The organism is Brevundimonas sp. MYb52, assembly GCF_002979535.1.
Taxonomy (GTDB): domain Bacteria; phylum Pseudomonadota; class Alphaproteobacteria; order Caulobacterales; family Caulobacteraceae; genus Brevundimonas.
Genome location: NZ_PCPB01000013.1, coordinates 37,057 through 61,784 on the forward strand (window position 1 = coordinate 37,057; position 24,728 = coordinate 61,784).

At 67.8% G+C, this 24,728-nt stretch carries 28 protein-coding genes; 20 read left to right on the top strand and 8 right to left on the bottom strand.

Going from position 1 to position 24,728, the window contains the following annotated elements; genetic code table 11:
• Positions 1–43: 43 nt before the first annotated feature.
• Entirely contained in the window at positions 44–1,132 is a 1,089-nt protein-coding gene (locus tag CQ039_RS13235; RefSeq protein WP_233190135.1) for a flavodoxin family protein, read from the top strand.
• Between the two features lie 16 nt (positions 1,133–1,148).
• Here CQ039_RS13235 and CQ039_RS13240 read toward each other — a convergent pair whose 3' ends face one another.
• Positions 1,149–3,005: a VWA domain-containing protein gene (locus CQ039_RS13240; protein ID WP_199183652.1), complete on the bottom strand. Its 1,857-nt coding sequence runs from the start codon at positions 3,003–3,005 to the stop codon at positions 1,149–1,151.
• A gap of 178 nt (positions 3,006–3,183) precedes the next feature.
• On the opposite strand from CQ039_RS13240, the gene CQ039_RS13245 reads away from it, so the two are divergent.
• The 4 genes from CQ039_RS13245 (at position 3,184) to CQ039_RS13260 (ending at position 8,532) form a co-directional block, all read left to right on the top strand.
• On the top strand, positions 3,184–5,049 hold the full coding sequence (locus tag CQ039_RS13245) for a monovalent cation:proton antiporter-2 (CPA2) family protein (RefSeq protein ID WP_105562409.1): 1,866 nt from the start codon (positions 3,184–3,186) through the stop codon (positions 5,047–5,049).
• Positions 5,050–5,055: 6 nt separating this feature from the next.
• A complete protein-coding gene (locus tag CQ039_RS13250) occupies positions 5,056–6,366 on the top strand; it encodes a nicotinate phosphoribosyltransferase (protein WP_105562408.1) in 1,311 nt (436 codons plus the stop codon).
• Positions 6,367–6,453: 87 nt separating this feature from the next.
• Positions 6,454–7,026 carry an NADPH-dependent FMN reductase gene (locus tag CQ039_RS13255; RefSeq protein ID WP_105562407.1) on the top strand — a complete coding sequence of 191 codons (573 nt, stop codon included), beginning with the start codon at positions 6,454–6,456 and terminating at the stop codon, positions 7,024–7,026.
• Positions 7,027–7,080: 54 nt separating this feature from the next.
• Positions 7,081–8,532 (top strand): deoxyribodipyrimidine photo-lyase, encoded by a 1,452-nt coding sequence (locus CQ039_RS13260; RefSeq protein ID WP_105562406.1) that lies wholly within the window; start codon positions 7,081–7,083, stop codon positions 8,530–8,532.
• On the opposite strand, the gene CQ039_RS13265 is transcribed toward CQ039_RS13260, so the two are convergent.
• Entirely contained in the window at positions 8,529–9,185 is a 657-nt protein-coding gene (locus tag CQ039_RS13265; RefSeq protein WP_105562405.1) for a methyltransferase, read from the bottom strand. The genes CQ039_RS13260 and CQ039_RS13265 overlap by 4 nt on opposite strands.
• A 41-nt stretch (positions 9,186–9,226) precedes the next feature.
• Positions 9,227–9,457 carry a hypothetical protein gene (locus CQ039_RS13270; protein WP_105562404.1) on the bottom strand — a complete coding sequence of 77 codons (231 nt, stop codon included), beginning with the start codon at positions 9,455–9,457 and terminating at the stop codon, positions 9,227–9,229.
• 159 nt (positions 9,458–9,616) lie between these two features.
• Between CQ039_RS13270 and CQ039_RS13275 the strand changes: the two genes are divergently transcribed.
• The 3 genes from CQ039_RS13275 (at position 9,617) to CQ039_RS13285 (ending at position 11,296) form a co-directional block, all read left to right on the top strand.
• On the top strand, positions 9,617–10,024 hold the full coding sequence (locus CQ039_RS13275; protein ID WP_105562403.1) for a hypothetical protein: 408 nt from the start codon (positions 9,617–9,619) through the stop codon (positions 10,022–10,024).
• Complete coding sequence (locus CQ039_RS13280; protein WP_105562402.1) at positions 10,024–10,221, top strand: helix-turn-helix transcriptional regulator; 198 nt, start codon at positions 10,024–10,026, stop codon at positions 10,219–10,221. Before CQ039_RS13275 ends, CQ039_RS13280 begins: the two co-directional genes overlap by 1 nt.
• Positions 10,222–10,357: 136 nt before the next feature.
• A complete protein-coding gene (locus CQ039_RS13285) occupies positions 10,358–11,296 on the top strand; it encodes an alpha/beta fold hydrolase (protein ID WP_105562401.1) in 939 nt (312 codons plus the stop codon).
• A 180-nt stretch (positions 11,297–11,476) separates the two neighbouring features.
• Here the strand turns inward: CQ039_RS13285 and CQ039_RS13290 are convergent, their stop codons facing one another.
• Both CQ039_RS13290 and CQ039_RS13295 read right to left on the bottom strand, forming a co-directional pair.
• Positions 11,477–12,307 carry an RsiV family protein gene (locus tag CQ039_RS13290; RefSeq protein ID WP_105564397.1) on the bottom strand — a complete coding sequence of 277 codons (831 nt, stop codon included), beginning with the start codon at positions 12,305–12,307 and terminating at the stop codon, positions 11,477–11,479.
• 22 nt (positions 12,308–12,329) lie between these two features.
• Complete coding sequence (locus CQ039_RS13295) at positions 12,330–13,349, bottom strand: UbiA family prenyltransferase (protein ID WP_105564396.1); 1,020 nt, start codon at positions 13,347–13,349, stop codon at positions 12,330–12,332.
• Positions 13,350–13,474: 125 nt separating this feature from the next.
• Here CQ039_RS13295 and CQ039_RS13300 point away from each other — a divergent pair, with 125 nt between their 5' ends.
• From CQ039_RS13300 to CQ039_RS16985, 3 genes are all read left to right on the top strand, one after another.
• The gene (locus tag CQ039_RS13300) at positions 13,475–13,690 is read left to right on the top strand and encodes a DUF4287 domain-containing protein (RefSeq protein WP_105564395.1); all 216 of its coding nucleotides are present in this window, start codon (positions 13,475–13,477) and stop codon (positions 13,688–13,690) included.
• Positions 13,691–13,776: 86 nt separating this feature from the next.
• A complete protein-coding gene (locus tag CQ039_RS13305) occupies positions 13,777–14,973 on the top strand; it encodes an MFS transporter (RefSeq protein ID WP_105564394.1) in 1,197 nt (398 codons plus the stop codon).
• Between the two features lie 31 nt (positions 14,974–15,004).
• Complete coding sequence (locus CQ039_RS16985; RefSeq protein ID WP_369831560.1) at positions 15,005–15,967, top strand: hypothetical protein; 963 nt, start codon at positions 15,005–15,007, stop codon at positions 15,965–15,967.
• A 4-nt stretch (positions 15,968–15,971) separates the two neighbouring features.
• Here the strand turns inward: CQ039_RS16985 and ppk2 are convergent, their stop codons facing one another.
• Positions 15,972–16,715 (bottom strand): polyphosphate kinase 2, encoded by a 744-nt coding sequence (ppk2, locus tag CQ039_RS13315; RefSeq protein ID WP_105564393.1) that lies wholly within the window; start codon positions 16,713–16,715, stop codon positions 15,972–15,974.
• A 309-nt stretch (positions 16,716–17,024) separates the two neighbouring features.
• Between ppk2 and CQ039_RS13320 the strand changes: the two genes are divergently transcribed.
• Entirely contained in the window at positions 17,025–17,228 is a 204-nt protein-coding gene (locus tag CQ039_RS13320; RefSeq protein ID WP_105564392.1) for a cold-shock protein, read from the top strand.
• A gap of 167 nt (positions 17,229–17,395) precedes the next feature.
• Here the strand turns inward: CQ039_RS13320 and gluQRS are convergent, their stop codons facing one another.
• Both gluQRS and CQ039_RS13330 read right to left on the bottom strand, forming a co-directional pair.
• A complete protein-coding gene (gluQRS, locus tag CQ039_RS13325) occupies positions 17,396–18,244 on the bottom strand; it encodes a tRNA glutamyl-Q(34) synthetase GluQRS (protein WP_105564391.1) in 849 nt (282 codons plus the stop codon).
• 7 nt (positions 18,245–18,251) lie between these two features.
• Positions 18,252–19,385, bottom strand: a complete 1,134-nt coding sequence (locus tag CQ039_RS13330; protein WP_105564390.1) for a JmjC domain-containing protein — start codon at positions 19,383–19,385, stop codon at positions 18,252–18,254.
• A gap of 48 nt (positions 19,386–19,433) precedes the next feature.
• On the opposite strand from CQ039_RS13330, the gene CQ039_RS13335 reads away from it, so the two are divergent.
• The 8 genes from CQ039_RS13335 to CQ039_RS13370 all read left to right on the top strand — a co-directional run bounded on the left by CQ039_RS13335 (position 19,434) and on the right by CQ039_RS13370 (position 24,560).
• A complete protein-coding gene (locus CQ039_RS13335; protein ID WP_105564389.1) occupies positions 19,434–20,090 on the top strand; it encodes a DNA-3-methyladenine glycosylase in 657 nt (218 codons plus the stop codon).
• Entirely contained in the window at positions 20,087–20,737 is a 651-nt protein-coding gene (locus tag CQ039_RS13340; protein ID WP_233190300.1) for a trimeric intracellular cation channel family protein, read from the top strand. Before CQ039_RS13335 ends, CQ039_RS13340 begins: the two co-directional genes overlap by 4 nt.
• A gap of 10 nt (positions 20,738–20,747) precedes the next feature.
• On the top strand, positions 20,748–21,146 hold the full coding sequence (locus CQ039_RS13345) for an ASCH domain-containing protein (protein WP_105564387.1): 399 nt from the start codon (positions 20,748–20,750) through the stop codon (positions 21,144–21,146).
• 148 nt (positions 21,147–21,294) lie between these two features.
• Positions 21,295–21,870, top strand: a complete 576-nt coding sequence (locus CQ039_RS13350) for an HNH endonuclease (protein WP_199183656.1) — start codon at positions 21,295–21,297, stop codon at positions 21,868–21,870.
• Between the two features lie 235 nt (positions 21,871–22,105).
• Complete coding sequence (locus CQ039_RS13355; RefSeq protein WP_105564385.1) at positions 22,106–22,849, top strand: hypothetical protein; 744 nt, start codon at positions 22,106–22,108, stop codon at positions 22,847–22,849.
• A 33-nt stretch (positions 22,850–22,882) separates the two neighbouring features.
• Entirely contained in the window at positions 22,883–23,383 is a 501-nt protein-coding gene (locus CQ039_RS13360) for a hypothetical protein (protein ID WP_146112130.1), read from the top strand.
• Positions 23,384–23,446: 63 nt separating this feature from the next.
• Positions 23,447–24,019 (top strand): hypothetical protein, encoded by a 573-nt coding sequence (locus CQ039_RS13365; protein ID WP_105564383.1) that lies wholly within the window; start codon positions 23,447–23,449, stop codon positions 24,017–24,019.
• Between the two features lie 25 nt (positions 24,020–24,044).
• Positions 24,045–24,560 (top strand): hypothetical protein, encoded by a 516-nt coding sequence (locus CQ039_RS13370; RefSeq protein ID WP_105564382.1) that lies wholly within the window; start codon positions 24,045–24,047, stop codon positions 24,558–24,560.
• The last annotated feature ends 168 nt before the right edge of the window (positions 24,561–24,728 follow it).

The window sequence follows — 24,728 nt, forward strand, 5'->3', positions numbered from 1 at the left end:
GCGGCGGCTCGTTTGCCTGTGATCGCCGGCCGGAGACCCGCCCATGACCGATGCCGCCAAGACGCCAGACCCGCGCCGGGGCATGCCCTCGCCGGAACTGAGCCGCGCCGAATTCACCGCCCGCTTCCTGAGCGCCTATCAGGACCCGGCCTTTGACGCGGTGCGGGCGGCGCTGGATGAGGTCGCCGCCGTGGCCTGGGACGGCTACATCAAGGGCCGCAAGAGCCCGGTGACGCGCAAGGCCGGGCCGGGATATGCCGACCCCGACTATGATCTGTCGATCGACTGGATCGCGGCGCGGGCGGCGATCGAGGCGGCGCAGGCCCGGCACGATGACGCCAGGGGGCCGCTGCGCGCCCTGCTGGTCAATGGCTCGTCGCGATCCGAACACACCTGTCCCGGCGAGATGTCCAAGAGCTGGCGTCTGACCATGATCGCCGAAGAGGCGCTGAAGGCGGCGGGGATCGAGACGAACGTGCTGGATCTGGCGCGGCTGGCGTCGGAATACGGGCGAGAGATCCACCCCTGCAAGGCCTGCTTCTCGACGGCGGCGGCCCTGTGTCACTGGCCGTGCAGTTGCTATCCCAACTATTCGCTGGGACAGGTCCACGACTGGATGAACGACATCTATCCGATGTGGGTCGAGGCGCATGGGATCTTCATCGTCACCCCGGTCAACTGGTATCAGACCTCCAGTTCGCTGAAGCTGATGATCGACCGGCTGGTCTGCGCCGACGGGGGCAATCCCGATCCGACCCTGACGCACGGCAAGGACCCGAAGAAGGCCAAGGCGGTCGAACTGGCGGGCTGGGACTATCCGCGCCACCTGGCGGGGCGGACCTTCGCCGTGGTGGCGCACGGCGATGTCGAGGGGGCCGAGAACGTGCGCCGCTCGGTGGCCGACTGGCTGAAGTCGATGAAGCTGATCCCGGCGGGTCCCGACGCCGAGATCGACCGCTACATCGGCTATTTCGAGCCCTATGCTGTCAGTCACGACGCCCTGGACAAGGATCAGGACATCCAGGCCGAGGTCAGGATCGCCGCCGAGGAACTGGCGCGGGCGATGCAGGCCCGCCGCGACGGACGGCTGGCGTCCACCGACGAGGGGCTGGAAGGCCCGCGCCAGAAGTAGGCGCCTGAAACAGGCGTCATGGCGTGCGGCGCTCGGGCAGGGTCTGGGCGGCGCGGACCAGTTGCACGAACTCGGCGCGGTCGCCGTAGAGGTCGTCGCCGCGCGACCCTTGCGCCTGTTCGAGGATGGCCTCCCAGCCGTAGTCGGCGTTCATCCACGGATCGCCACGCAGTTTCTGGGCGAAGGCGGCGACGGCGATGGCCCAGCGCGTGGTCTCGGGCGGCTGGGCGCTGACACGACCGTCGGCGGGATTGGCCAGGACCTGCTGGATCAGGTCCGAGCGGGCGGCGCCGGGCTGCTTGTAGCGGATCTGGATGAAGCCGATCTCGCCGTTCGGATCACCGCCGCCGGTCGTGACGCGGTTGTCGGGGTAGCGCCGCTCAGGGATCTGCGTCGGGCCGCCGACGGGGGTGATTTCATAGAGGGCGGTGACGGAAGCGCCCGAGCCGACCTCGCCGGCGTCGATGGCGTCGTTGTTGAAGTCTTCCTCGTTCAACAGGCGGGTTTCGTAGCCGATCAGCCGCCATTCGGCGACGCGGGCGGGATTGAACTCGACCTGGATCTTCACGTCGTCGGCGATGGGGAAGGCGCCCTTGTCGAACTGGGGGCCGAACAGGCGGCGGGCTTCGTTCAGGTCGCTGACATAGCCCGCGGTCCCGTTGCCGGCCTGGGCGATGGCCTGCATCCGGGCGTCCTGATAATTGCCGCGCCCGAAGCCATAGACCGACAGATAGATGCCCGTCTTGCGCTTGTCGGCGACGTAGTCCTCCAGCCGCTTGTCGTCGGTGACGCCGACGTTGAAGTCGCCGTCGGTGAACATCAGGATACGGTTGACCTTGTTGCGGCCGAAGCTGGCCTGGGCCTGGTCATAGGCGTTGGTCATGCCGGTGGCGCCCGCCGTCCCGCCCGAGGCGCGCAGGGAGGCGACGGCGCAGCGCAGCTTCAGCTTTTCGTTGCCTGAGGTGGGGGCCAGGGTCGTGCCGGCGCCCTCGGCGTAATAGGCCACGGCGACGCGGTCCTGGGGCCGCAGGCGGTCGATGACCAGGTTCATCGACTGCTTGGCCAGTTCCAGCTTGTCGGGGCTGTTCATCGAACCGGAGACGTCGACGAGGAAGGTCAGGTTCAGCGGACGGCGCTGGGCCTCGGGTAGTTCATAGCCCTGAAGCCCGACATGGACGATCTGGCGCCCCGGCGCCCAGGGCGAGGCGGCGACGGCGGTGGTGACGGCGAAGGGCCGCGCCGCCGAGGTTGGGCGGGCGTAGCCGTAGTCGAAGTAGTTGATCATCTCCTCGACCCGCACGGCGTCGCGCGGCGGGGCGCTGCCGTTGTCGATGAAGCGGCGGACATTGGCGTAGGCGGCGGTGTCCACATCGATGGAGAAGGTGGAGACGGGCTGTTCCGCCGTGCGCTTGATCGGGTTGGGCGTGGCGTCGGGATAGCGTTCGGTGTCGGCGGGCGCAGGCGGGACCGGCGCGCCGGGCGTGCGGCCGATGCGCGACCCGCTGACCGTCACTTCGTTGAGCATTGAACCCGGCGGCGGCGGCGGCGGAGGAGGAGGAGGAGGAGGTGCGCCGATTGGCAGCGGCGGTCCGGGGGCGATGACCGGCGGGCCGCTGTATTGGACCCGATCCTCCTTCTTTGTCGGCGCGATCGGCACGGCGACAGGCGGCGGGGGACGGCGCGTGATCGGCGGAGCAGGCGGTGTCAGATGGAAGCCGAACTCACGACAGGCGGCGTCAGTGGGCGTTCCGTCTCTCACAAGCGGTGGGACGGGTGCAGCCAGGACCGGGGCCGGGGCGGCGGTCATCAGGGCGGCGACGGCGGCCAGGGTCGTGTTCGCCAGGCGCCGTGGGGGCGGGTTGCGGTTGGGCATCAATGTCTCCTCCATCCCTGTCTCGCTTAGTAGGATGACGATGTTCGGCGGAACTGTGGCGATTATTTCGCGCTGATAGGAGGGGGCGGCGAGTGTGGCGCGGGCGCCTCGGGCGCATGACCCCTCGCAATCGCGACGCTTCGCCCCCACAATGAAGGCTCAAACTGAAGGGTGAGCGATGGCCGACGCGGCGACGGGACTGGATCTGGGGCATGTGGCCGCTCTGCTGGCGGCGGGGGTCGTGGCGGTGCCGATCTTCCGCAAATTGGGGTTGGGCTCGGTGCTGGGCTATCTGGCGGCGGGCGTGGCTATCGGGCCGTTCGGCCTGGCCCTGTTCCACGAGCCGGAGACCATCCTGCACGTCGCCGAGTTCGGCGTGGTCATCTTCCTGTTCATCATTGGTCTGGAGATGCGGCCCAAGCGTCTGTGGGGCATGAGGAACGAGATCTTCGGTCTGGGCGCGGCCCAGGTCGGGCTGGCGGGACTGGCCCTGACCCTGGTCGCCATGATGGCCGGGGTGTCGGCGCCGGTGGCCTTTGTCGGGGCCATGGGCTTCGTCATGTCCTCGACCGCCGTCATCGTGCAGATGCTGGAGGAGCGCGGCGATCTGCCGACGCCGGGCGGCCAGAGGGCCGTGTCCATCCTGCTGTTCGAGGATCTGGCCATTGTGCCCCTTTTGGCCATCGTCGCCCTGCTGGGGGCCTCGATGGGCCAGTCGGCGGAAAGCACGACGCCGCTGTGGCAGTCGATCGGCCTGGCCCTGGCGGCTCTGGCGGGGGTGCTGGTCGTCGGTATCTACGCCATCAATCCGGTGTTCCGCTTCCTGGCCCGCAACGGCGGGCGCGAGGTAATGACCGCCGCCGCCCTGCTGGTGGTGGCGGGCACGGCCTGGATCATGGACGGGGTCGGCCTGTCGATGGCCATGGGCGCCTTTCTGGCCGGGGTCCTGCTGTCGGACTCGACCTTCCGGCATCAGCTGGAAGCCGACGTCGAGCCGTTCCGCGCCATCCTGCTGGGGCTCTTCTTCCTGTCGGTGGGCATGGCCCTGGACATCGGCGTGGTCATCAATGACTGGCGTGTGGTCCTGGCCGGTCTGGCCGCCTTCATGGTGGTCAAGGCCCTGGTCATCTATGTGGTCGCCCGCCTGTTCAAGGCGCGCCATCATGAGGCGATCGAGCGGGCGGCCCTGTTCGCGCAAGGCGGCGAGTTCGCCTTTGTCCTCTATAGCGCCGCCGCCACGGCGGGGGTAATCGACGCCCAGGCCAGCGCGGCCCTGACGGCCATCGTCATCCTGTCCATGGCCCTGACGCCGCTGACCACCCTGGCGCTGAAGCGTTTCCTGCCCAAGGAGGCGGGGCTGTCGCCAGAAGACGCCGAGGGGGTGGACGCCGCCGATGGCCTGCGCGGTCAGGTGCTGATCATCGGCTTCGGCCGCTTCGCCCAGGTGGTGTCGCAGCCCCTGCTGGCGCGCGACGTGGACGTGTCGATCATCGAGAACGACGTGGAGATGATCCAGGCCGCCGGCAATTTCGGCTTCAAGGTCTATTATGGCGACGGCACGCGTCTGGACACGCTCAGGGCCTCGGGCGCGGGCAAGGCCGAGGCGGTGCTGGTCTGCGTCGACAAGCCGGAGGCCGCCGACAAGATCGTGCAACTGGTCAAGTCCGAGTTCCCCGGCGTGAAGCTGTTTGTGCGCGCCTTTGACCGTGGGCACTCGCTGCGCCTGATCCAGGCGGGGGTCGATTATCAGGTGCGCGAGACCTTTGAATCCGCGCTGAAATTCGGCCAGGCCGTGCTGGAGGAACTGGGTCTGCCCGAGGACGAGGCCGCCGACGTCATCGCCGATGTGCGCCGTCGCGACGAGGCGCGTCTGGATCTGGACCTGACCGGCGGGCTGAAGGCCGGAGCGGCCCTGATGCGGGGCAATATGCCGACGCCGCAGCCGACGCCCTATATCAAGCCGCACCGCGAGGGCCGTCTGGTCAACGAGGACGAGGCCCCGCCCGAAGCCGTCATCGAACCGGCGGGGCAGAAGGCGGACTGACCGGGCATGGCGAGCGTCGATCTGGCCAAGCGGGCCTATGACCACGGCTGGCGGCTGGACCCCATTGTTCGCAGCCTGCTGGACACCGACTTCTACAAGCTGCTGATGCTGCAGTTGATCTGGCGCCGGCATCGCGAGGTGCCGGTGACCTTCAGCGTCATCAACCGCACCACCAGCGTCCGCCTGGCCGAGGAGGTGGATGAGGCGGAACTGCGGGCGCAACTGGATCATGCGCGGACCCTGCGGTTTTCCAACCGCGAGCTGATCTGGCTGGGCGGCAACACCTTTTACGGGGTGAAGTCGATCTTCAAGCCGGACTTCCTAGCCTGGCTGGCGGACTATCGCCTGCCGGAATACGACCTGTCACGCGGAGCGGACGGGCAGTTCCGGCTGGAGTTTTCAGGGTCCTGGGCCGAGGTCACTCTGTGGGAAATCCCGGCGCTGTCGATCCTCAATGAGCTGCGCAGCCGTCGGGCGCTGCGGCGGCTTGGGCGGTTCGAGCTGGACGTCCTCTATGCCCGCGCCAAGACCAAGCTGTGGGGCAAGGTCGAGCGGCTGCGCCGGCTGGAGCCGCTGTCGATCTCGGACTTCGGCACGCGGCGACGTCACGGCTTCCTGTGGCAGGGCTGGTGCGTCGAGGCGCTGAAAGAGGGGCTGGGGTCAGCCTTCATCGGCACCTCCAATGTCCTGCTGGCCATGAACAATGATCTGGAGGCGGTCGGCACCAATGGGCATGAACTGCCCATGGTGTTGGCGGCCCTGGCGGGGGACGACGACGCGGCCTTGCGGGCCGCCCCCTATCAGGTGCTGGAGGAGTGGCGGGCGACCTATGACGGCAATCTGCTGATCGCCCTGCCGGACGCCTTCGGGACGCGGGCCTTTCTGGCCGATGCGCCGCACTGGCTGGCCGACTGGAAGGGGTTCCGGCCCGATTCCGCGCCGCCGATCGCGGGCGGCGAGGAGATCCTGGCCTGGTGGGCGTCGCAGGGCCGTGATCCGCGCGAGCGGCTGCTGGTCTTCGCCGACGGCATGGACGTGGATACGATCGAGGCGACCCACGCCCACTTCAAGGGGCGGGTGCGGACCAGCTTCGGCTGGGGCACCAATCTGACCAACGACTTCCGCGACTGCGCGCCCGCGCCCATGCCGGAACTGACGCCCATCTCCCTGGTCTGCAAGGTGACACGGGCGGGCGGGCGTTCGGCGGTCAAGCTGTCGGACAATGTCGAGAAGGCCACCGGCGACCGGGCCGAGATCGAGCGCTATCTGCGGGTCTTTGGCGAGGCGGGGCGGGGGCGACAGGCGGTCACGGTCTGAGGGAACCGCCAAGCTTGGTGAGGCATTTCGCTGAAGGCGGCGGTCGGCGTCGTCTCAACCCAGCTTCAGCCTAGCAGGATGCGCGTCATGACCACCTATAACGTCGGCTATATCGTCGGTTCGCTGTCGAAGAATTCGATCAACCGCAAGCTGGCCAAGGCCCTGATCAAGCTGGCGCCCGCGAAGCTGAAATTCCACGAGGTCTCGTTTGCGGACCTGCCCCTCTATTCCTACGACTACGACGCCGATTTCCCCGAGGTCGCGACCCGGTTCAAGGCGGACCTGAAGCGCTCGGACGCCATCCTGATCGTCACGCCGGAATACAATCGTTCCATCCCCGGCGGGCTGAAGAACGCCATCGACTGGGCCAGCCGCCCCTATGGCACCAACAGTTTCGCGCGCAAGGCGACGGCGGTGATCGGCACATCGCCCGGCGCCATTGGCACGGCGGTGGCGCAGCAGAGCCTGCGCAGCGTCCTGGGCTTCCTGCAGGCACCGCAGATGAACGCGCCCGAGGCCTATATCCAGTTCAAGCCGGGCCTGATCACCGACGACGGCGAGGTGACCGTGCCGGAGACCGAGCAGTTCCTGCGCGACTATATGGAAGAGTTCCATCAGTTCATGGCGCGGGTGCTGACGGTCTTGCCGCGCGACGCCTGATCCATCAGGGAAGCGGGGCCGTATTCAGGGTTTCGCCCACGTCAGGACCGCCGCTTGCCCGCTTCCCCGCCCGTCATCCTGTGGTTCCGCCGCGACCTGCGGCTGGCCGACAACCCGGCCCTGCATCACGCCCTGGCGACGGGGCGGGCGGTGCTGCCGGTCTATGTTCGGGACGAGCGGCTGGAGGGGCGGGCCATCGGCGCCGCCTCGCGCTGGTGGCTGGACAAGAGCCTGCGGGCGCTGGATGCGGACCTGAGGGGGCGGGGCGGACGACTGATCCTGCGCAGTGGCGACGCGGAGGCGCAGTTGCATCGCCTGATCGCTGAGACCGGCGCGGATCGGGTCTTCATGAACCGCCTGTTCGAGCCCGAGGCCTTCGCCCGCGACGCCGACATCGCCCATGGGCTGAAGGCCGAGGGCGTCGCGTGCCGGGGCTTCAACGCCAGCCTGATGGCCCGACCGGGGGCGGTGCTGAACGGCTCGGGCCAGGCCTACAAGGTGTTCACGTCGTTTCTGAAGGCCCTGCTGACGGTGGCTGAGGCGCCCGCCGGGCTGGATGCGCCCGAGGCCATAGCGGTTCCGGACAGCGTGGCGAGCGAGGCGGTCGAGGACTGGGGCCTGCATCCGACGCGGCCCGACTGGTCCACCGGCTTTGTCGCGACGCCGGGCGAGGCGGGGGCGAGGGCGGCGCTGGCGGCCTTTGTCGCGGGCGGGCTGAAGACCTACGCCACCGACCGCGACCGGCCGGATCGGGCCGGGACCAGCGGTCTGGCGGCGCACCTGCACTGGGGCGAGATCGGGCCGTGGCGGGCTATCCAGACTGTGCGAGCGGCGGCGGCAGAGGGCCGGGTTCCGGCGGGAGAGACGGAGAAGTTCGTCGCCGAGATCGGCTGGCGTGAGTTCTCGGCCCATCTGCTGCACCACTTCCCCTACCTGCCCGAGCGGGCCTTCCGGCCCGAGTATGACGCCATGCCTTGGCGGGACGATGCCGAGGGTCTGGCGGCGTGGAAGGCGGGGCGGACGGGCTATCCCCTGGTGGACGCCGGGATGCGCCAGCTGTGGGCGACGGGGACCATGCACAATCGGGTGCGGATGGTGGTCGCCTCCTTCTTGGTCAAGCACCTGCTGATCGACTGGCGCGAGGGCGAGGCCTGGTTCTGGGACTGCCTGACCGACGCCGATCTGGCCAGTAATGTGCAGAACTGGCAGTGGGTTGCGGGATCGGGCGCCGACGCCGCCCCCTATTTCCGCGTCTTCAATCCGACAGCCCAGGGCGAGAAGTTCGATCCGCAGGGGCGCTATGTGCGGCGCTGGGTTCCCGAGGTGGCGCGGCTGCCGGACCGCTGGCTGCACGCGCCGTGGACGGCGCCGCCCATGGTGCTGACCGAAGCGGGGGTGAGGCTGGGCGTGACCTATCCCCGGCCCATCGTGGATCATGTCGAGGGACGCGAGCGGGCGCTGGCGGCGCTGAAGACGGTCAGCGCCAGTCGCGGCGAAAGCGACTAGTCCAGCGACCAGACGCGCGAGCGTTTGACCTCCTGGTCCTCCAACTCGCGGGTGGTGGGGACGGTGTATTCCGCCAGCAGGGTCAGGCCGGTCTTGGGGAAGTAGGTGCGGCCCGGGTCGCCGACGATGACGCGCGTTCCGTTGGCCTGGGCCTGTTTCAGCCAGACCAGAACCGCCTCGGCCATCGGCTTTTCATAGAAGACATCACCGGCGCAGATCAGGTCGGCGGGCGGCGGCGGGGCGTCCAGAAGGTTGGCGTCGGTGAAGGCGATCTCGACGCCGTTGGAGGCGGCGTTGGCGGCCACGGCGGCGGCGCAGAAGGGGTCGATGTCGGCGGCCAGGACCGAGGCCGCGCCCGCCTTCATGGCGGCGACCGCGACCAGGCCTGAGCCGGTGGCCAGATCAATGACGCGCTTGCCCGCGACCTGATCGGGGTGATCCAGCAGCCAGCGCGCGAGCGCCTGACCGCCGGCCCAGGCGAAGGCCCAGAAGGGCGGGGGCAGGCCCATGGCGCCCAGTTCTTCCTCGGTCAATCGCCACAGGGGCGTGATCTCGTCCGCCAGCCACAGCGAGATCTCGGGTGCGTGCGGCACGGTCTGCAGCCGAGTGTTGGCGGCGATGAAGTCGGGGGCGTTGGCGGGCGTCAGGCGCATGGGTGGTGTCTAGCGGTCGTCCCGCCCCGTGCACAGGGCGATCAGGCGCGGGCGGCGTTCTGCTCGGCGCGGTTGTCGCGATGCGCCCGATCCGAACCCGACTGATAGCCGATGTGATAGCTGGCCAGCAGGATGCAGATCATGCTGCCCAACAGCAGGGCCAGACCGCCGTTGGAATAGAGTTTCCGGCCTTTCGCCAGGCCCAACCCCATTCCCAGCAAGGCGAGAAGACTCAAGGCCACGCCTGTCAGCGCCCAACTGATCGCGCCCATGCCTTTGATCTCCCTTTGAATTCGATGACCGAGGTTAGGTCGACGGCGATCGGCTTGGCAAGGGCGTGGTAGGGTCAGGCGCGCCTGACTAAAAGTCAGGTTGACATGACATGAAAGCGGAGTAAGGTCAGCCTTACATTCAGTCAGGAGCGCTTTCCAATGTTGACGATGGGAAAACAGAGCAACACCCCCGCCGGTCGACGCTATGTCGTCCGCACCATGGCCTTCATGGGCGGCTATGTCGCCGTCATGCTGGCGACCATCGGCGGCGCTTTTGACGCCATCCAGGGCAAGCCCGCCGCCTGGGTGCTGGCGCTGGTGGTTTCGGCGCCCATCGCCGGGCAGATCTGGGCCACACTCAGCTTCATGCGCGACTCGGATGAATATGTGCGGGCGGTGACGGCCAAGCAGTTCATCGTCGCGGCAGGCGTGGCCATGACGCTGTTCAGCGCCTGGGGCTTTGGCGAGAGCTTCGCCGGGGCGCCCCACGCCGAAGGCTGGCTGATCTATCCGCTGTTCTGGGCCGTCTTCGGCTGTGTCGCGCCCATGTTGCGGTCGTCGAACTGATGAAGAACAGGCTGAAACTGCTGCGCGTCGAGCGCAACTGGACCCAGGAGCAGCTGGGTCAGGCGCTGGGGGTCTCGCGTCAGGCCGTCAACGCCCTGGAGACCGAGAAACACGACCCCTCGCTGGACCTCGCTTACCGCATCGCCGCCCTGTTTGCGCGGCCGGTGGAAGAGGTGTTCGAGAACCCGCACGGCTGACGACGACTGTCAGCTTAACCTGACTATTTTGTCCGCCTTGCCTGCCGTCGCTCCCGGTCTGAACCGGGAAGCGATCCCGCTCGCCCGGAAGTCGTCGGGCGAGCGGCGGGCCTCATCCCGATCGAAAGGAAACGCCATGACCAGAATCTCCGCCCCCGCCCGAACCCTCCGCGCCTTCGCCCTGGCCGCCGCCGTCAGCTGGGCCGCTGGAAACATCTTCTCGCCGGCCCAGGCGGCCACGGTCGAGGCCGCCTCGACCCAGGCTGGGGCTCCCGCCTTTGCCTCGGACCGTCTGTCGGTCGAGGTGATGGGGCAGGGACCGGATGTCGTCCTGATCCCCGGCTTCGCCTCGTCGCGCGAGGTGTGGCGGCCGATGGCTGAGCGGCTGGCGGCGACCCATCGGGTGCATCTGGTGCAGTTGGCGGGCTTTGCGGGCGAGCCGTGGAGCCATGGCGACGGGGCCTTTGTCCAGCCAGCGGTGGATGAACTGGCGCGCTATGCGGCGACGCTGAACCGGCCCGCCGTGATCGGCCATTCCATGGGCGGACTGGCCGGGCTGATGCTGGCGCAGCAGCATCCCGAGGCGGTCGGGCGGGTGATGAGCGTCGACAGCCTGCCCTTCTTCAGCGCCATGTTCGGGCCGACTGCGACGGTCGAGGGGGCGAAGCCCTTCGCCGATCAGGCGGCGGCGAGCATCCTCGGCGCTGATGAAGCGGGCTTCCGGCGTCAGCAGGACCAGACGGCGGTGGGCCTGATGAAGACCGAGGCGGCGCGCCCGGCCATGGTCGACTGGTCGATGGCCTCGGACCGTCACGCCATGGCCACGGCCATCCGCGAGGTGATGACCACCGACGCGCGGCCCGGTCTGGCGGCGATGACCACGCCGGTCTGGGCGGTCTATGCGGCGGACGCCGACGGCGGGGCGCCGGCGGCGATGGCCGACACCGTCTGGGGGCGCGAGTATGCGGCCCTGCCGGGGGTGAAGCTGGTGCGGGTGGACGACAGCCGCCACTTCATCATGAACGACCAGCCGGAGCGGCTGGGCGTGCTGGTGGATGAGTTTCTGGCGGATTGACCACAACCGCTCATCCCCGCGGAGGCGGGGACCCAGTGCTTTGGCTGCAAGCGTGACCGCTCAAATCTAACCACGCTCATTCCTACGCAGCGCGTGAGGCTCTCACTGGGTCCCCGCCTCCGCGGGGATGAGCGGAACAAAGGGGGCGCGCTCGATGGAAGTCGGCGCGCCCTCAGTCTCTTACTTCGGTCGCAGGTCGTTGGTGACGTCGCCGGTCTTGAGCGGCTGGCCGCCGAACTCGGCGGCATAGGCCGGGGCGAGCAGGCTCTGGAAGGCCGAGGCGGGCAGGGTCAGGTAGTAGGCGCCTTCGACGTAGGGACCGACCGCATAGGCGTCGAGCAGGAAGGTCAGGCCGCCGGCCTTGCCCGGCGTGGCGCCGGGCGCGAGGACGATGGCCACGTCTTTCAGCTTCGGGCAGGACCAGGTGTCGGCCTTGGTGCTGACCGGGGTCGCGCCGGGGCGGGCCTTCTTGGCGGTGTTGACGGCGTCGCACAGGGCGCGCTCCAGCGACGACAGGTCGGCGCCCTTGGCGAAAAGGTCTGCGGGGCTGATGCGGCGCTTCTCGGTCTTGTCCCACAGCAGGGCGGTGGCGACCGTGTTCGGGTGGGCGCCGCCGGAATAGTCGAAGTCGGTGCGCATGGCGCTGAACAGGCGGCCGGTCTGGACCGGGTCGCCATAGACGATGGTCTTCTCATAAGGCCCCATGGCGCTCTCGCCGCCGGCCTCGGTGCGGTCGGCCTGGGCGCCCTCGGCGTACTTGGCCAGGTCGGCGACTTCCTGACGATAGAGGCTGGCGTAGAGCTCGGGCTGGGTCTTGATGGCTTCGGGCAGGGTCAGGCTGGTCTTGGCGTAGGGCGTGGCGCTGTCATACTTCAGCGGGCCGTCCGCGGCGACGGCGGTCGCGGCCTTGGAGGCCTCGGGCGCCTTCTGCTCGTTGCGCTGGCAGGCGGCGAGGGAGGCCGCGACGGCGACGGTGACGAGCAGAATGCGAGCGGTACGCGAGGGGATCATGCCGGGTACTCCTAAGGCGAGATCAGTAAGCTAGGCCGTTCAACGCAATGGCGGCGAGAAGGATCAATCCCGCCTCACGATTTGATTTGAACAGGCGCAGGGCCAGGTCGGCGTCGTCGGGTTTCAGGCGCTTCACCTGCCAGGCCAGGTGCAGGGCGTAGGCGGCCAGGCCGACGTAGAAGACGGGGCCGAGACCGGCGGCGAAGCCCGCCGCGCCGGCCAGCAGAACGGCCAGGACATAGAAGACGGCCACGCCCGGCTTGACCTGGGCGCCCAGACGCCGGGCCGAGGACTTGATCCCGGCCATGGCGTCGTCCTCGATGTCCTGAAGCGCGTAGATGGTGTCGTAGCCGAGGGTCCAGAAGACGCCGCCGGCGTAGAGCAGCAGGGCCGACAGGGCGAGATGGCCCATCTGGTTCAGGCCCTCGGCCATCCAGTAGGCGTCGCCGCTGGCGCGAACCTCCAGCACATAGAGCCAGCCCAGCGAGAACAGGCCGCCGGTCGCTGCCGCGAAACCCAGCAGCGCGCCCCAGTTGAAGGTCAGGCCCAGCCAGGCCTGGGGCCACCAGGTGATGCGCTTCATGAAGGGATAGGCCGCCACCAGACCCAGCGACAGGGCGCCAAGCAGGACCGACATCAGGTTCATGCTTAGTAGGATGCACAGGCTGATCAGGCTGAGGCCGGCGACGAAGGCCCAGGCCTGTTTGACGCTGATCTGGCCCGCCGGAATGGGGCGCAGGGCGGTGCGGGCGACCTGAGCGTCGAAGTCGCGGTCGACGATGTCGTTCACGGCGCAGCCGGCGCCGCGCATCAGACAGGCCCCGATGGCGAAGCCCGCGATCAGCCACAGCTCATAGCCGCCGAAGGGCCGGTCGTACTGGTTCAGGGCCAGCATGATGCCTTGCCAGCCGGGCAGCAGCAGCAGCCAGGTGCCGATGGGCCGGTCGAAGCGGCCCAGCTTCAGCCACGGCTTCAACCCCTCGGGGGCGTAGCGGTCCACCCAGTTCTGGCGGGCGGCGTCGGGAAGCGGGGCTGTGCTCATGAGAGGGGTCTTAGACCCTGAGACGGTCACGGGTGAAGGCCCTGCGTCCGATCCGCGTGATGCGAGGCCATTGCGCGATGCGGCCAGGCTGCGCTTAGTGTCGACATAACTGGAGGGAAGCGCCGATGACTGACGAGCCGATCAAGGGCCCCGCGTCCTATTTTCCCTCCATCGAGAAGAAGTACGGACGGCCCATCAGCGAGTGGAAGGCCGAGGTCCGCGCCGCCTATCCCGCCAAGCACATGGAACTGGTGACCCTGCTCAAGGACGAGCACGACATGGGCCACGGCCATGCCAACGCCATCGTCGCACACACCCTGGCGGAAGACGGACTGAAATAGCGGACGGCTCGACCGTGGCGGAAAGGCCAGCGTGACGTTTTAGAGACGGGCTGGACACAGCGGCGCTTGTTCGTCACTTGTTGCGAATGTCTCGCAATTCGATTCCGCGCAGCGTCTGGGTTCTGGGCGTCGTCAGTCTGCTTATGGATGTCTCGTCTGAGATGATCCAGACGCTCCTGCCCATCTATCTGGTGGTCGGACTGGGCGCCTCGGCGGTGATGATCGGCCTGGTCGAGGGCTTTTCCGTCGTCGTGGCGACGGCGGTGAAGTTCCTGTCGGGCTTCTGGTCCGATCGGATCGCGCGGCCCAAATGGCTGGCGGTCGCGGGCTATGGGCTGGCGGCCCTGTCCAAGCCGATCTTTCCCCTGGCGGCCTCGGTCGAGGGGGTGTTGCTGGCCAAGGGGGTGGACCGGATCGGCAAGGGCGTTCGCACCGCGCCGCGTGACGCCCTGGTCGCCGCCGTGACGCCGCCGGACATTCGCGGCCGCGCCTTCGGCCTGAGAAAATCGCTGGATACGGTGGGCGGATTCGTCGGCCCCCTGCTGGCGATCGGGCTGATGGTGGTGCTGGCGAACGACATCAAGGCGGTGTTCTGGCTGGCCTCCATTCCCGCCTTCCTGGCCGTGGCCCTGTTGGTCGGCGGCGTGTCCGATCCGCCGCGCCAGGACGAGGACGCCAAGAAGCCGCCCAGCCTGAAAGGGGCGCTGCGTCTGGACGCAGCCACCTGGACCATGATCGCCCTGACGGCGGTGATCGGTCTGGCGCGGTTCAGCGAGTCCTTCCTGCTGATGAAGGGGCTGGACGTCGGCGTCCCCGCCGCCTTCGCGCCGGCGGCGATCGTCCTGCTGCACCTGGTTTTCGGCCTGGCCGCCTTTCCGGTGGGGGCGCTGTCGGACCGCATCGGGCGCACCTCTCTGTTGCTGCTCAGTCTGGTTTTTCTGGCCGCCGCCGACGTGGCGCTGGCGCTGGCGAGAGATCAGGTCGTCTTCTATCTGGGCGTGGCGCTGTGGGGGCTGCACATGGGCTTTTCCCAAGGCCTGCTGATGACCCTGATCGCCGATGCGGCGCCCGCCCATCTGCGCGGTTCGGCCTTTGGCCTGTTCGCTCTGATCTCCGGCCTGATCGCTCTGGCGGGCAATGTGGCGGCGGGCCTGCTGTGGGAGGGTTTCGGCCCGCAGGCGACCTTTGCCGTCGGGGCGGGCGTGAGCCTTGCCTGCGCTTTGGGCGTCGCGGCGTGGATGCGGCGTCAGGCGGCGCGTAGCCGCTCCAGCGCTTCGGGGTAGCGAGGCGACAGGGGGCCTCCAGCGCACCCAGTTGGACGGTCCAGTCGCTTGGCTGCGCTATCTGACGCTCGGGGTCTTTCCCTTCTACATCGTGCATCAGACCGTCATCGTGGTCGCGGCGCATAATCTGGCGGCTCTGGGCCTGCCGCAACCGATCGAGGCAGGGCTGGTGATCGGGGCGACCTTTGCGGGTTGTTTCGCCGCCTATGAAGGGGCGCGGCGGCTGGGCTGGTTGGGCCTGTTGCTGGGCGTCCGGCCTGCGTCGAGGCGGCGAGCCGGGCAGCGCCGCCTTGATGAAGAGCCCCGCGAGGCCCTAGGCTGCGCTGAACCCCTGACAGCAGGAACCCGCAGCATGACCGCTCCTCGGCCTCCGGCGCGACCCCCCATCATTCTCTACCTGACCTGGCTCATTCTGATCGGGGCGGCGGTGGTGGGCTTCGTCACCGACGAATTCAGCGTCACCTTCGTCGGCATCGGGACCCTGCTGCTGTCGCTGGTTCCGATCTGGCTGGGCGAGCGGGTGGGGGTCCGGTTGCCGACCGCCTTTGTCAGCGCCATCGCCGCCTTCCTGTGCGCCACGCTGCTGCTGGGCGAGGTCGGCGACTTCTATGAGCGCTACTGGTGGTGGGACGTGGTGCTGCACGGCGGCTCGGCCGTGGCCTTCGGCCTGGTCGGGTCGCTGTTGATGCTGATGCTGGTCAAGGGCGAGCGGCTGAAGGCGGCGCCGATCACCGTGGCCTTCTTCGCCTTCTGCTTCGCCGTCATGATCGGGGCGCTGTGGGAGATCTGGGAGTTCACCCTGGATCAGCTGTTCGGCCTGAACACCCAGAAGTCCGGTCTGGTCGATACCATGTGGGACCTGATCGTGGACGCGATCGGCGCCCTGATCGGGGCCAGCGCGGGTTGGGCCTATCTGAAGGGACGGCATGGTCCGCTGGTCGGCGCGCTGCGCGACTTTGTCGACAAGAACCGCCGCCTGTTCGGCGACGACTGAGGCGTTATTTCGCCAGCTGGCCCTTGGCCTTGTCGGCGGCGAAGACGATGTCGGAATCGGGCTTCCTGGCCTCCAGTCCGGGGCAGTTCAACTGGTGCAGGACATGGCGGATGATGTTCAGTCGCGCCTTCTTCTTGTTGTCGGTGGCCACGACGGTCCAGGGCGCATAGTCGGTATGGGTGCGCTCCAGCATTTCATCGCGGGCGGCGGAATAGGCGCTCCAGCGTTTCTGGGCCTCGGCGTCCAGGGGCGAGACCTTGAAGCGTTTCAGCGGGTGGGTGGTGCGTTCCTCGAGGCGGCGCGCCTGCTCGTCCTGGCTGATATCGAGCCATAGCTTGATCAGGGTCGTGCCGGACTGGGTCAGCATCCGCTCGAAATGCGGGGCGTCGTGCAAGAAGCGCTCGTGCTGTTCAGGGGTGCAGAAGCCCATGACCGGCTCGACCCCGGCGCGGTTGTACCAGGAGCGGTTGAAGAAGACGATTTCACCGGCGGCGGGCAGGTGCGGGGCGTAACGCTGGAAATACCATTGCGACAGTTCGCGATCGTTCGGCTTGGGCAGGGCGACGACGCGGGTCTGGCGCGGGGCCATGAACTCGGTCATGCGCTTGATCGCCCCGTCCTTGCCGGCGGCGTCGCGGCCCTCGAAGACGATCACCACCTTCAGTCCCTGTTCGATGGCCCAGGCCTGGGTCTCGACTAACTGAATCTGCAGGGCTTCCAGGGTGTCGTCGTAGTCGTTCTTGGCCATAGTCGTGCGCTCCTTGCCGTCGCGAGGGTCGAAGCTTGCGACCATTTCAGCGAAGACGCCAGCCCATGCCGGCTATGCGGTGAGGGCGAACGATCCCTGTTCGGTATTAACCAAGCGGGGAGAATGGGCGTTTCGCTTTACAGTTGACGGACTGTGGATAGTCGGGTGACAACATCGCCGCAGTCCGGATTTCACGTGGGGTCCAAACCCGCGTCTCGCTCCTTCGCCTGAACGAGCTTGTCCAGATGGACTGACGGACTCTCCAGCATGGACGTCCGCCTGGCAAAGCGCGTTTACGGAGACGCTAAGATGGCGACCGGCACGGTCAAGTGGTTCAACCCCACCAAGGGCTATGGCTTCATCCAGCCCGATAACGGCGGCTCGGACGTTTTCGTCCACGTCACCGCCGTCCAGAAGGCTGGCCTGCAGGGCCTCGATGAAAACGCCAAGGTCGAATACGAGCTGGAAAACCAGCGCGGCAAGACCTCGGCTGTGGACCTCAAGGTTCTCTAAGGCCGACGACCAAGGCGCGGAACCCATGGGTTCCGCGCCTTTCTTTTTGCCTGGACGTTAAGAGCGCTGCCGCACGGCTCGCGGAGCCGCGCTGCTTGAGCGGCATCCTTGGCGCGCTATCGGGCGTTCGCCCTGCTTGAGCGCAGCGGCGACCGTGCGATCCGCTATTAGAACCCCAGTTCCGCCCGCAGGGCCTCGGGCGTCAGACCGCCAGCGCGAAGTTCGGCCAGCGTCACCGACTGGTCGCGCTTGGCGTAGCGACGCCCGTCGGGGCCGGTCAGCAGGCGGTGGTGGCGATAGACCGGGGCGGGCCAGCCCATCAGGGTCTGGATCAGGCGCTGGATATGGGTGGCCTCGAACAGGTCCAGACCGCGCACGACATGGGTGATCCCCTGCAGGGCGTCGTCGTGGGTGACGGCGAGGTGGTAGGCGGTCCCGGCGTCCTTGCGCGCCAGCACCACGTCGCCCGCCGTCTCGGGCCGCACGCGGATGACGCCGGTTTCGCCGTCGGGGCCAACGCCTTCCTCGACAAAGGCCAGCGCGTTCCAGGCGTCGTCGCTCAGAGCTGCACGTGCGCGGTCCAGCGACAGCCGCCAGGCGTAGGGGCGGCCCTCGGCCAGAAGGCGGACTTCTTCATCCGGGGCGTGCGGGCCGGGGCGGACGGCTTCGGCGGGGCCGTGAGGGGCGTCGCCGATGGCGTCGAGGATGTCTTTGCGGGTGCGGAAACAGCGATAGAGCAGACCGCGCGCGTTCAGGGTGTCGATGACGGCGGCATAGTCAGCCAGGTGGTCCGACTGGCGCCGCACGGGCACCTCCCAATCCAGACCCAGCCAGGTCAGATCTTCAAGGATGGCGGCTTCGTATTCCGGCTTGCAGCGGGTCGGGTCGATGTCCTCGATGCGCAGCACAAAACGCCCGCCGGCCTCGCGCGCCGCGCTCCAGGCGGTCAGGGCCGAGAAGGCGTGGCCCCGGTGCAGCCGGCCGGTGGGCGAGGGGGCGAAGCGGGTGGCGAACATCGACCGATCAGAAGCGCTTGAGCGCGCCCGCCTTTTCAGCCTGTTCTATGGCGGCGCGAATATCGGCCTCGGCCACGAAGTCGAACTGGGCGATCAGGTCCTCCAACGCGAAGTCCGCCTGGGACATGGCCCATTGCATGGCATGGGCGGCTGGACCGGCGCAGGCGGGCCCGCGAACACCGGTCCAGCGATAGGCGGTCAACGTCGTCGTTTGGGGCAGGTCGAACCGAGCTGGACGGGCGATCAGCCTTTCTTGAGTCATCGCGATCTCATCTCGGAAGGCCGGCAGGGCCGCGAGCCGGGCCAGACGTTGACCAAGGTCGCTCAAGTGGGCCTGAAGGGCCTTGCCGCCGTCCTGATCCGCCGGAGGCATGAAGGCGCGGAAGGCCGGGTCCTGCATGGCGGCATGTTCCAGCAGAGAGAAGATGATCCGACCGTAGAGAGGCGTCACCGAAAAGGTGACGTGCAGCGAGGCGCCGTCCTGGGCCAGGGCGTCATGATACCAGCCGCGCGGCAGATAGAGGACGTCGCCGGGACGCATCCGCACCTCGGTCATCAGTCTTCCGCGGCTCTGCTCCAACCAACGACGTGTGTCGGGTGTATCGGCGGGAAAATCGACGGGCGCATCGGCGCGGTTTTCATACAGCCGCCAGACCTTCTCGCCCTCGACCTGGAGGGCGAAGACGTCGTGCAGATCGTAATGGGCGCCGAAGGCGCGGACGCCCTTGAACGAGCAATAGAGATTGACCCCGACGGCGGCGGCGAAGGCGCGGCCCAGCATGGCCGTCACGGCCGACAGGTTCGGGGTCAGTTCCTGGGCGTCGCCGGCGATGACGCTGGCGCCCGTGGCCATGAAGACAGCCACCTTGGCCGGGTCGGGGCGCAGCACCTGGCCGGACTGGGTCTTCACGATGCGGCAATATTGGTCGGGCGGGACGGCGACGGTGTCGCGCACCAACTTAAGACTGCTGGCGCTCCAGATCGACGACTGGTTCAGCAGTCTGCTGAACTCGGCCCAGTCCAGAAGGCTGCGCTTGCCCACGCTGTCCCCGGCCGGAATGTGCAGCGGTTTCCGGCCGTGAAACTCGGCGAAGAAGCGATCGGGGGTGATCGGGTGAAGAAGTTCGTCCAGACTATGCATCGGTCGCCAAGCTAGAGCGGCGCCGTTTCCCTGTCGATACGGACCATCATGGCCACAACTCCCACCGCCCCGTCCATCGCCGCCGCCCGCGAGGCCCTGGCCGCCGCTGATCCCGCCCTGGCGCGAGCGCACGCCACGACGCCCGTATTCGAGTGGCGGCTGCGGCCCGGCGGCTATGAGGGGCTGTTCCGCATGATCGTGGAGCAGCAGGTCTCGGTCGCCGCCGCCGCCTCGATCTGGAAGCGGACGTTGGAAGGGCTGGGCGGCGTGGTGTCACCGGACGCCGTGCTGGCCCTGGATGTCGAGACCCTGCGCAGCTTCGGCCTGTCGGGGCAGAAGGCGAAATACGGCCATGAGATCGCATTGGCCCACACCGAGGGCCGCATCGACTTCGACCATCTGGAGCGGCTGGACGACGCCGAGGCCATCGCGGCGCTGACAGCCATCAAGGGGGTGGGCAAGTGGACGGCCGAGACCTTCCTGATGTTCTGCGAGGGGCGCCTCGACGTCTTTCCCGGCGGCGATGTGGCCTTGCAGGAGGCGATGCGCTGGGCCGACGCGGGCGAGGCCCGGCCTAATGAGAAACAGGCCTATGCGCGAGCCGAAATCTGGCGACCGCATCGCGGGGTGGCGGCGCATCTGCTCTGGGGATGGTATGGAGGGGTCAAGCGTGGCGATATCGCGCTGGAGGACCCGCCGACTTGACCCCGCTGATTGACGCTGACCTGACCCGTCCCGAGACCGTCCTGCCCTTGCTGGACTTCGCCGGCGTGGCCGTCTTCGCCGCCACCGGGGCCCTGGCCGCGGCGCGCGAGAAGCATGATCTGGTGACCTTCGCCTTCTTTGGGGCCATCACCGGGGTCGGCGGCGGGACGCTGCGCGATCTGTTGATCGGGGCGCCGGTCTTCTGGGTGCAGGACTGGCGCTATATCGCCGTCTGCGTGGCGGCGGCGACGGCCTTCTGGATGCTGGGGGCCAGGACCTGGCGTTTCCGGGCCCTGCTGTGGCTGGATGCGGTCGGTCTGGCGGCCTATGGCGTCATGGGCGCGGCCAAGGCGGCCTCCTATGGCGTGGCGCCCCTGATCTGCGTGGTCATGGGGGTGCTGACCGCCTGCTTCGGCGGGGTGGTGCGCGATGTGCTGGCGGGGCAGCCGTCGATCCTGCTGCGGCGCGAGTTGAACATTACGGCTGCGCTTCTGTCGGCCGGCCTGTTTGTCAGCCTGAAGGCCCTGAGCGTGCCGACCTGGCCGGCGGTGGGCGTGGCGGTTGTGGCGGGCTTTGGCCTGCGCGCCGGGGCGTTGAAATGGGGGTGGAGCCTGCCGGCCTTCCCCAGTGCGCCAACCCGAAACTGAGGACTGATCCATGACTGACGTTCCCGCTGCCTATCGTGATGCGCCGCGCTGGCCGTTTGGCGACAGTGCTGAACTGGCCGACGAACTGCTGGCTCTGGTCATTGCGGGCGGCAAGACGGCCACCTGTTCCTCGCTGGCGGCGTGCGAGGCCGACATCATGCCGACGGTGGGGGAGATCAGCGTCATCCTGGACGGGGCGGGCGTTCCGCGCTGCGCCATCCGCACGACCCAGGTCGAGATCATGCCCTTTGAGCAGGTCAGCGAGGAATTCGCTCGCGCCGAGGGAGAAGGCGACCTGACCTATGAGTGGTGGCGCGACGCGCACGAGGCCTATTATCGCCGCGAAGGCACCTGGGCGCCGGGGATGAAGGTGGTCTGCGAGCGGTTTGAGCTGGTCGAGGTCTTCTGAGGCGGCGTCACGAAAACGCTGCGTGTCGGTCATGGCGATGAGGGAGAATCGGGCGTAGGCTTGCCGGGTAAGACTAGGGCCAAGATCAGGGAAGGAGACGTGTCCTCACTCCTGTCGCCTCAAGATCCCCCCGTATGAGCGGGAGGGCCTGATGCAGGTCCTGACCCGCCCCCCGTCCGGCTTTCCCGCCCTAGTGCTGAACGCCGATTTCCGTCCTCTATCCTACTACCCGCTGTCGATCTGGCCCTGGGAAGAAGTGGTCAAGGCCGTCTGGCAGGAGCGCGTCGACGTGGTCGCCACCTATGACAAGGTGGTGCGCAGCCCGTCGATGGAGATGCAACTGCCCAGCGTCATCTCGCTGAAGAACTACGTCGATCAGGACCGCAAGCCGGCCTTCACCCGCTTCAACGTCTTCCTGCGCGACGGCTTCGCCTGCCAGTATTGCGGGCAGGGCGGTTTGGCCCAGGACCTGACCTTCGACCATGTCATCCCCCGTTCCAGGGGAGGCCGCACCACCTGGCAGAACATCGTCGCCGCCTGCGGGCCGTGTAACCTGCGCAAGGGCGGGCGCACGCCGCAACAGGCCGGGATGCCCCTGCTGCGCCGCACCGCGCATCAGCCGAACTCATGGGAACTGCAGGAGGCCGGCCGTCGCTTCCCGCCCCACTTCCTGCATCAGAGCTGGCTGGACTACCTCTACTGGGACATCGAGCTGGAACCCTAGGGGATCGCCCAGGAGCGCAGCCGCTGCAGACAACTCGTGACGAGTGGCGACAACGGCGTTCGCGCTGTGAGGGGCTGTCATCGGCTTGGAAATAGGTCGCATGGGGCAACTGGAGCCCGAGTTGATCAACCGGGTTGCCATCGATTGTGAACAGTGTTTAATTTGTTGTGCGTCCGGAGCGCCATGAGCGTCAGCGGCGGCCGACCCCTGTTCCTGCCTCCGGAGTGAAACGCATATGCAAGCTTCCAAGACCGTCATTACGCTGTGTCTGGCGGCGGCCGCTGCGGCGTCCGTCGTCGCGCCGGCTGCGGCCCAGTCGCTGATCGAGGTGAAGGACGTGGATCGCGACGCGGTTCCGGCCGGAACGCCCGCCGCCTTCGCCGTCGCCTTCCCGGACGCCCAGCGCAACGAGGCGACGCGGGAGATCGGCGAGGACTCTTACAGCTTCGTGCCGCTGGCTTTCATTCCTCTGTCCGACACGCGGGTCGCTCTGGTCAGCACTGGCGCCAATGCGTGCACAGGACAGGCCTGCACCGGTCTCAACGCCGTCCACTATCTGTCCCATGACGCGGGGGAGCCGCGTCACCCTTTTAGCCTGCAGGGCGAGTGGCTGGATGTCGGCGCGGCCGGGGTGATGGGCAATCCCGCCTTGCAGTGGGGCTGGACCAGGGCGATCGCCGACAATCCGGTCCTCTTCACCGAGGCCGGAGGCGTCTGGCAGGGACGGGCCTGCGGCTATGCGGTGCTGACCGAGCTGACCCCGTCCGGCCCCAGGGACATCGCCCGCATCCAGACCTCCTTTTCCGACGCCAGCAGCGATGACGGCGATCCCGGCGTCGAGGGCGTGATCACCTCGGCCGACAAGGGGCGCAGCTTCACGGTGTCCTACAGCGGCTCCGCGCGCTTCGACGAAACCTATACGCGCGGCGCCGACGGCCAATACCGGCTCCAGGGGGCTAGCCGGGTGACGGCCTGCTGATCGACGCCGCCGCCGAGGACCAAGGAGAGTTCCATGCGTATATTGATGATCACTCTGGCCGCCGTTGTTTCTCTGACGGCCACGGGGGCGTTCGCCGCAGACGCCTGCACCTCGCTGGACAGGGGCGAGTTGTCGGTCGGTCAGTCGATTTCCCTGGCGCGGCAGCAGCAACTGATGGCGGATGCGCCGGTCGGGACGCTGCATTGCGGACGCACCGGCTGCACGGCCCTGGCCGAGGACGGGGTGAGCTACAGCTGGCGTCGCGACGGACGGATCGTCGGTAAGAAGATCGAACTGTCCGATCCGTCCGATCTTCCGGGATGGCGCGGCCAGATCGACCAGGGGCTCGCCGATCGTCTGGGACAGGCGACCTGCACCGCCTTCACGCTTCAGGAGGAGGAGCTCGACGGCGGCTATTCCCTGAAGAGCGCGCCCCTGTCGACGGCGCAGGGGCAGCCCATCGTCGCCACCCTGTTCGGACGCGGCGAGGGCGATGAGCCGCTGACGATCGAGATGCGCGCCGTCGAGCCCTGATCACCGCCGAAATCCGCCTCCTGTCGAGGCGGTCTGGCGTTTCTTAATGTCGAAGGAATTGGGATGATCCGTAAAACCGCCTGCGCCGCCGTCGGCGCCTTTACGCTGGCCGCGTCGCTCGCCGCCTGCTCACAGGCCGAAGAGGCCGGGCGCGCCGAGACGGCGCCGGCAGCGGCGAATGCGGCAGCTGTAGCCCCAGCGCCGGCTAGGGATGTCGAGGCGCCGCCCCTGTCGGCCTATGTCGGCAAGCACCCGACCGAACCGGTCCAGGGCGTCACCTTCTTCCAGCATCCGGCCGTTCGCGCCGCGATCGTGGCGTCGGGCGTGGACCGCGACATCCAGAAGGCCATTGTGTTCGACGACAATGTCGTCGGCGTGGTGACGCAGACGCGCGGGCGCCTGCTGCTGCATGGCTATGATCCGGCGGGCGCGGGCGCAACCAACTGGGCCATCCTGATGATCCCGGACGGCAGCAAGGCGGCGGTCTGCTATTCCACGGGCATCGTCGGCTATGAAAAGGGCGCCGATTGGTATTTCGAGGGCGACCTGGCCTTCACCCTCTATACGCCCTGTCCCGCCGAGGAAGGCGACATGGAGACCCTGAGCAACTGGCCGATCGGCCCTATTCCGGGCTGACGCCCCTGAGGTGGAGACTTACCAGATGGGGGTGCGTTCCTTTGTCGGCGGACTGATCGCGGCCTTGGTTGTGGGCGCGGCCCCTGTCGTGGCCGCCCAGACTCATGCCAGCGAGGACGAGGCGGCCGCCAGGGCCCTCATGAGGGAGTGGGTGAGCGCCAGTCCCGAGCATGCGAAGCTGCAGTTTGACCTGGTCAAGGCGCAGGCGGGTCTGGCGGTTCGCATCGAGCGGCTGGTCGTGGTCGGCGCGCGGTGCGATCTGCTGACCGAAGAGGATGGGCAACTGATCATCGCCAACGCCCGCGCCGAAATGGAATTCGACCAGTCCGTTCTGCTTGAGGACCAACAGAGGGCGTTCGCCCTCTACCATGAGGGTCTGCGGCAGGGCGCGCTCGTGGCCGCCGATCCGGGCCTGCCTCGACCGGACGAATGCGAGGACTTCGCCAAGCCGGGCGGCACGCTGATCAAGCTGCTGACCTGGACGGGGCGACGGCAATTCATCAGCCCCGGCATTGTCGCCAGTCCCAGAACCATCCCCTGAGGCGGCGGGGCGCGCGACGCCGCGGGCGCGTGTCGGCTATGAATTTCGGCGATGTCGTGTTTTATTGATCGGTGTTTAATTTTTTCTCGCCCTTGAGGGAGGTTCGCGTGCCGGTGCGTCTGCGGACGAAAAAGGCGAACAGGGTCGCGGCCGTGTTGCTGGCGGCGG

Excerpts from the sequence above, each read along its gene's own strand:
- CQ039_RS13345 (WP_105564387.1), top strand. The coding sequence starts at position 20,748 with ATGACTGACGTTCCCGCTGCCTATCGTGATGCGCCGCGCTGGCCGTTT.
- CQ039_RS13245 (WP_105562409.1), top strand. The coding sequence starts at position 3,184 with ATGGCCGACGCGGCGACGGGACTGGATCTGGGGCATGTGGCCGCTCTG.
- CQ039_RS13300 (WP_105564395.1), top strand. The coding sequence starts at position 13,475 with ATGACTGACGAGCCGATCAAGGGCCCCGCGTCCTATTTTCCCTCCATC.
- CQ039_RS13280 (WP_105562402.1), top strand. The coding sequence starts at position 10,024 with ATGAAGAACAGGCTGAAACTGCTGCGCGTCGAGCGCAACTGGACCCAG.
- gluQRS (WP_105564391.1), bottom strand. The coding sequence starts at position 18,244 with ATGTTCGCCACCCGCTTCGCCCCCTCGCCCACCGGCCGGCTGCACCGG.
- CQ039_RS13265 (WP_105562405.1), bottom strand. The coding sequence starts at position 9,185 with ATGCGCCTGACGCCCGCCAACGCCCCCGACTTCATCGCCGCCAACACT.
- CQ039_RS13270 (WP_105562404.1), bottom strand. The coding sequence starts at position 9,457 with ATGGGCGCGATCAGTTGGGCGCTGACAGGCGTGGCCTTGAGTCTTCTC.
- CQ039_RS13370 (WP_105564382.1), top strand. The coding sequence starts at position 24,045 with ATGGGGGTGCGTTCCTTTGTCGGCGGACTGATCGCGGCCTTGGTTGTG.
- CQ039_RS13275 (WP_105562403.1), top strand. The coding sequence starts at position 9,617 with ATGTTGACGATGGGAAAACAGAGCAACACCCCCGCCGGTCGACGCTAT.
- CQ039_RS13240 (WP_199183652.1), bottom strand. The coding sequence starts at position 3,005 with ATGCCCAACCGCAACCCGCCCCCACGGCGCCTGGCGAACACGACCCTG.
- CQ039_RS13365 (WP_105564383.1), top strand. The coding sequence starts at position 23,447 with ATGATCCGTAAAACCGCCTGCGCCGCCGTCGGCGCCTTTACGCTGGCC.
- CQ039_RS13235 (WP_233190135.1), top strand. The coding sequence starts at position 44 with ATGACCGATGCCGCCAAGACGCCAGACCCGCGCCGGGGCATGCCCTCG.
- CQ039_RS13285 (WP_105562401.1), top strand. The coding sequence starts at position 10,358 with ATGACCAGAATCTCCGCCCCCGCCCGAACCCTCCGCGCCTTCGCCCTG.
- CQ039_RS13330 (WP_105564390.1), bottom strand. The coding sequence starts at position 19,385 with ATGCATAGTCTGGACGAACTTCTTCACCCGATCACCCCCGATCGCTTC.
- CQ039_RS13290 (WP_105564397.1), bottom strand. The coding sequence starts at position 12,307 with ATGATCCCCTCGCGTACCGCTCGCATTCTGCTCGTCACCGTCGCCGTC.
- CQ039_RS13360 (WP_146112130.1), top strand. The coding sequence starts at position 22,883 with ATGCGTATATTGATGATCACTCTGGCCGCCGTTGTTTCTCTGACGGCC.
- CQ039_RS13295 (WP_105564396.1), bottom strand. The coding sequence starts at position 13,349 with ATGAGCACAGCCCCGCTTCCCGACGCCGCCCGCCAGAACTGGGTGGAC.
- ppk2 (WP_105564393.1), bottom strand. The coding sequence starts at position 16,715 with ATGGCCAAGAACGACTACGACGACACCCTGGAAGCCCTGCAGATTCAG.
- CQ039_RS13305 (WP_105564394.1), top strand. The coding sequence starts at position 13,777 with ATGTCTCGCAATTCGATTCCGCGCAGCGTCTGGGTTCTGGGCGTCGTC.
- CQ039_RS13320 (WP_105564392.1), top strand. The coding sequence starts at position 17,025 with ATGGCGACCGGCACGGTCAAGTGGTTCAACCCCACCAAGGGCTATGGC.
- CQ039_RS13255 (WP_105562407.1), top strand. The coding sequence starts at position 6,454 with ATGACCACCTATAACGTCGGCTATATCGTCGGTTCGCTGTCGAAGAAT.
- CQ039_RS13250 (WP_105562408.1), top strand. The coding sequence starts at position 5,056 with ATGGCGAGCGTCGATCTGGCCAAGCGGGCCTATGACCACGGCTGGCGG.
- CQ039_RS13355 (WP_105564385.1), top strand. The coding sequence starts at position 22,106 with ATGCAAGCTTCCAAGACCGTCATTACGCTGTGTCTGGCGGCGGCCGCT.
- CQ039_RS13335 (WP_105564389.1), top strand. The coding sequence starts at position 19,434 with ATGGCCACAACTCCCACCGCCCCGTCCATCGCCGCCGCCCGCGAGGCC.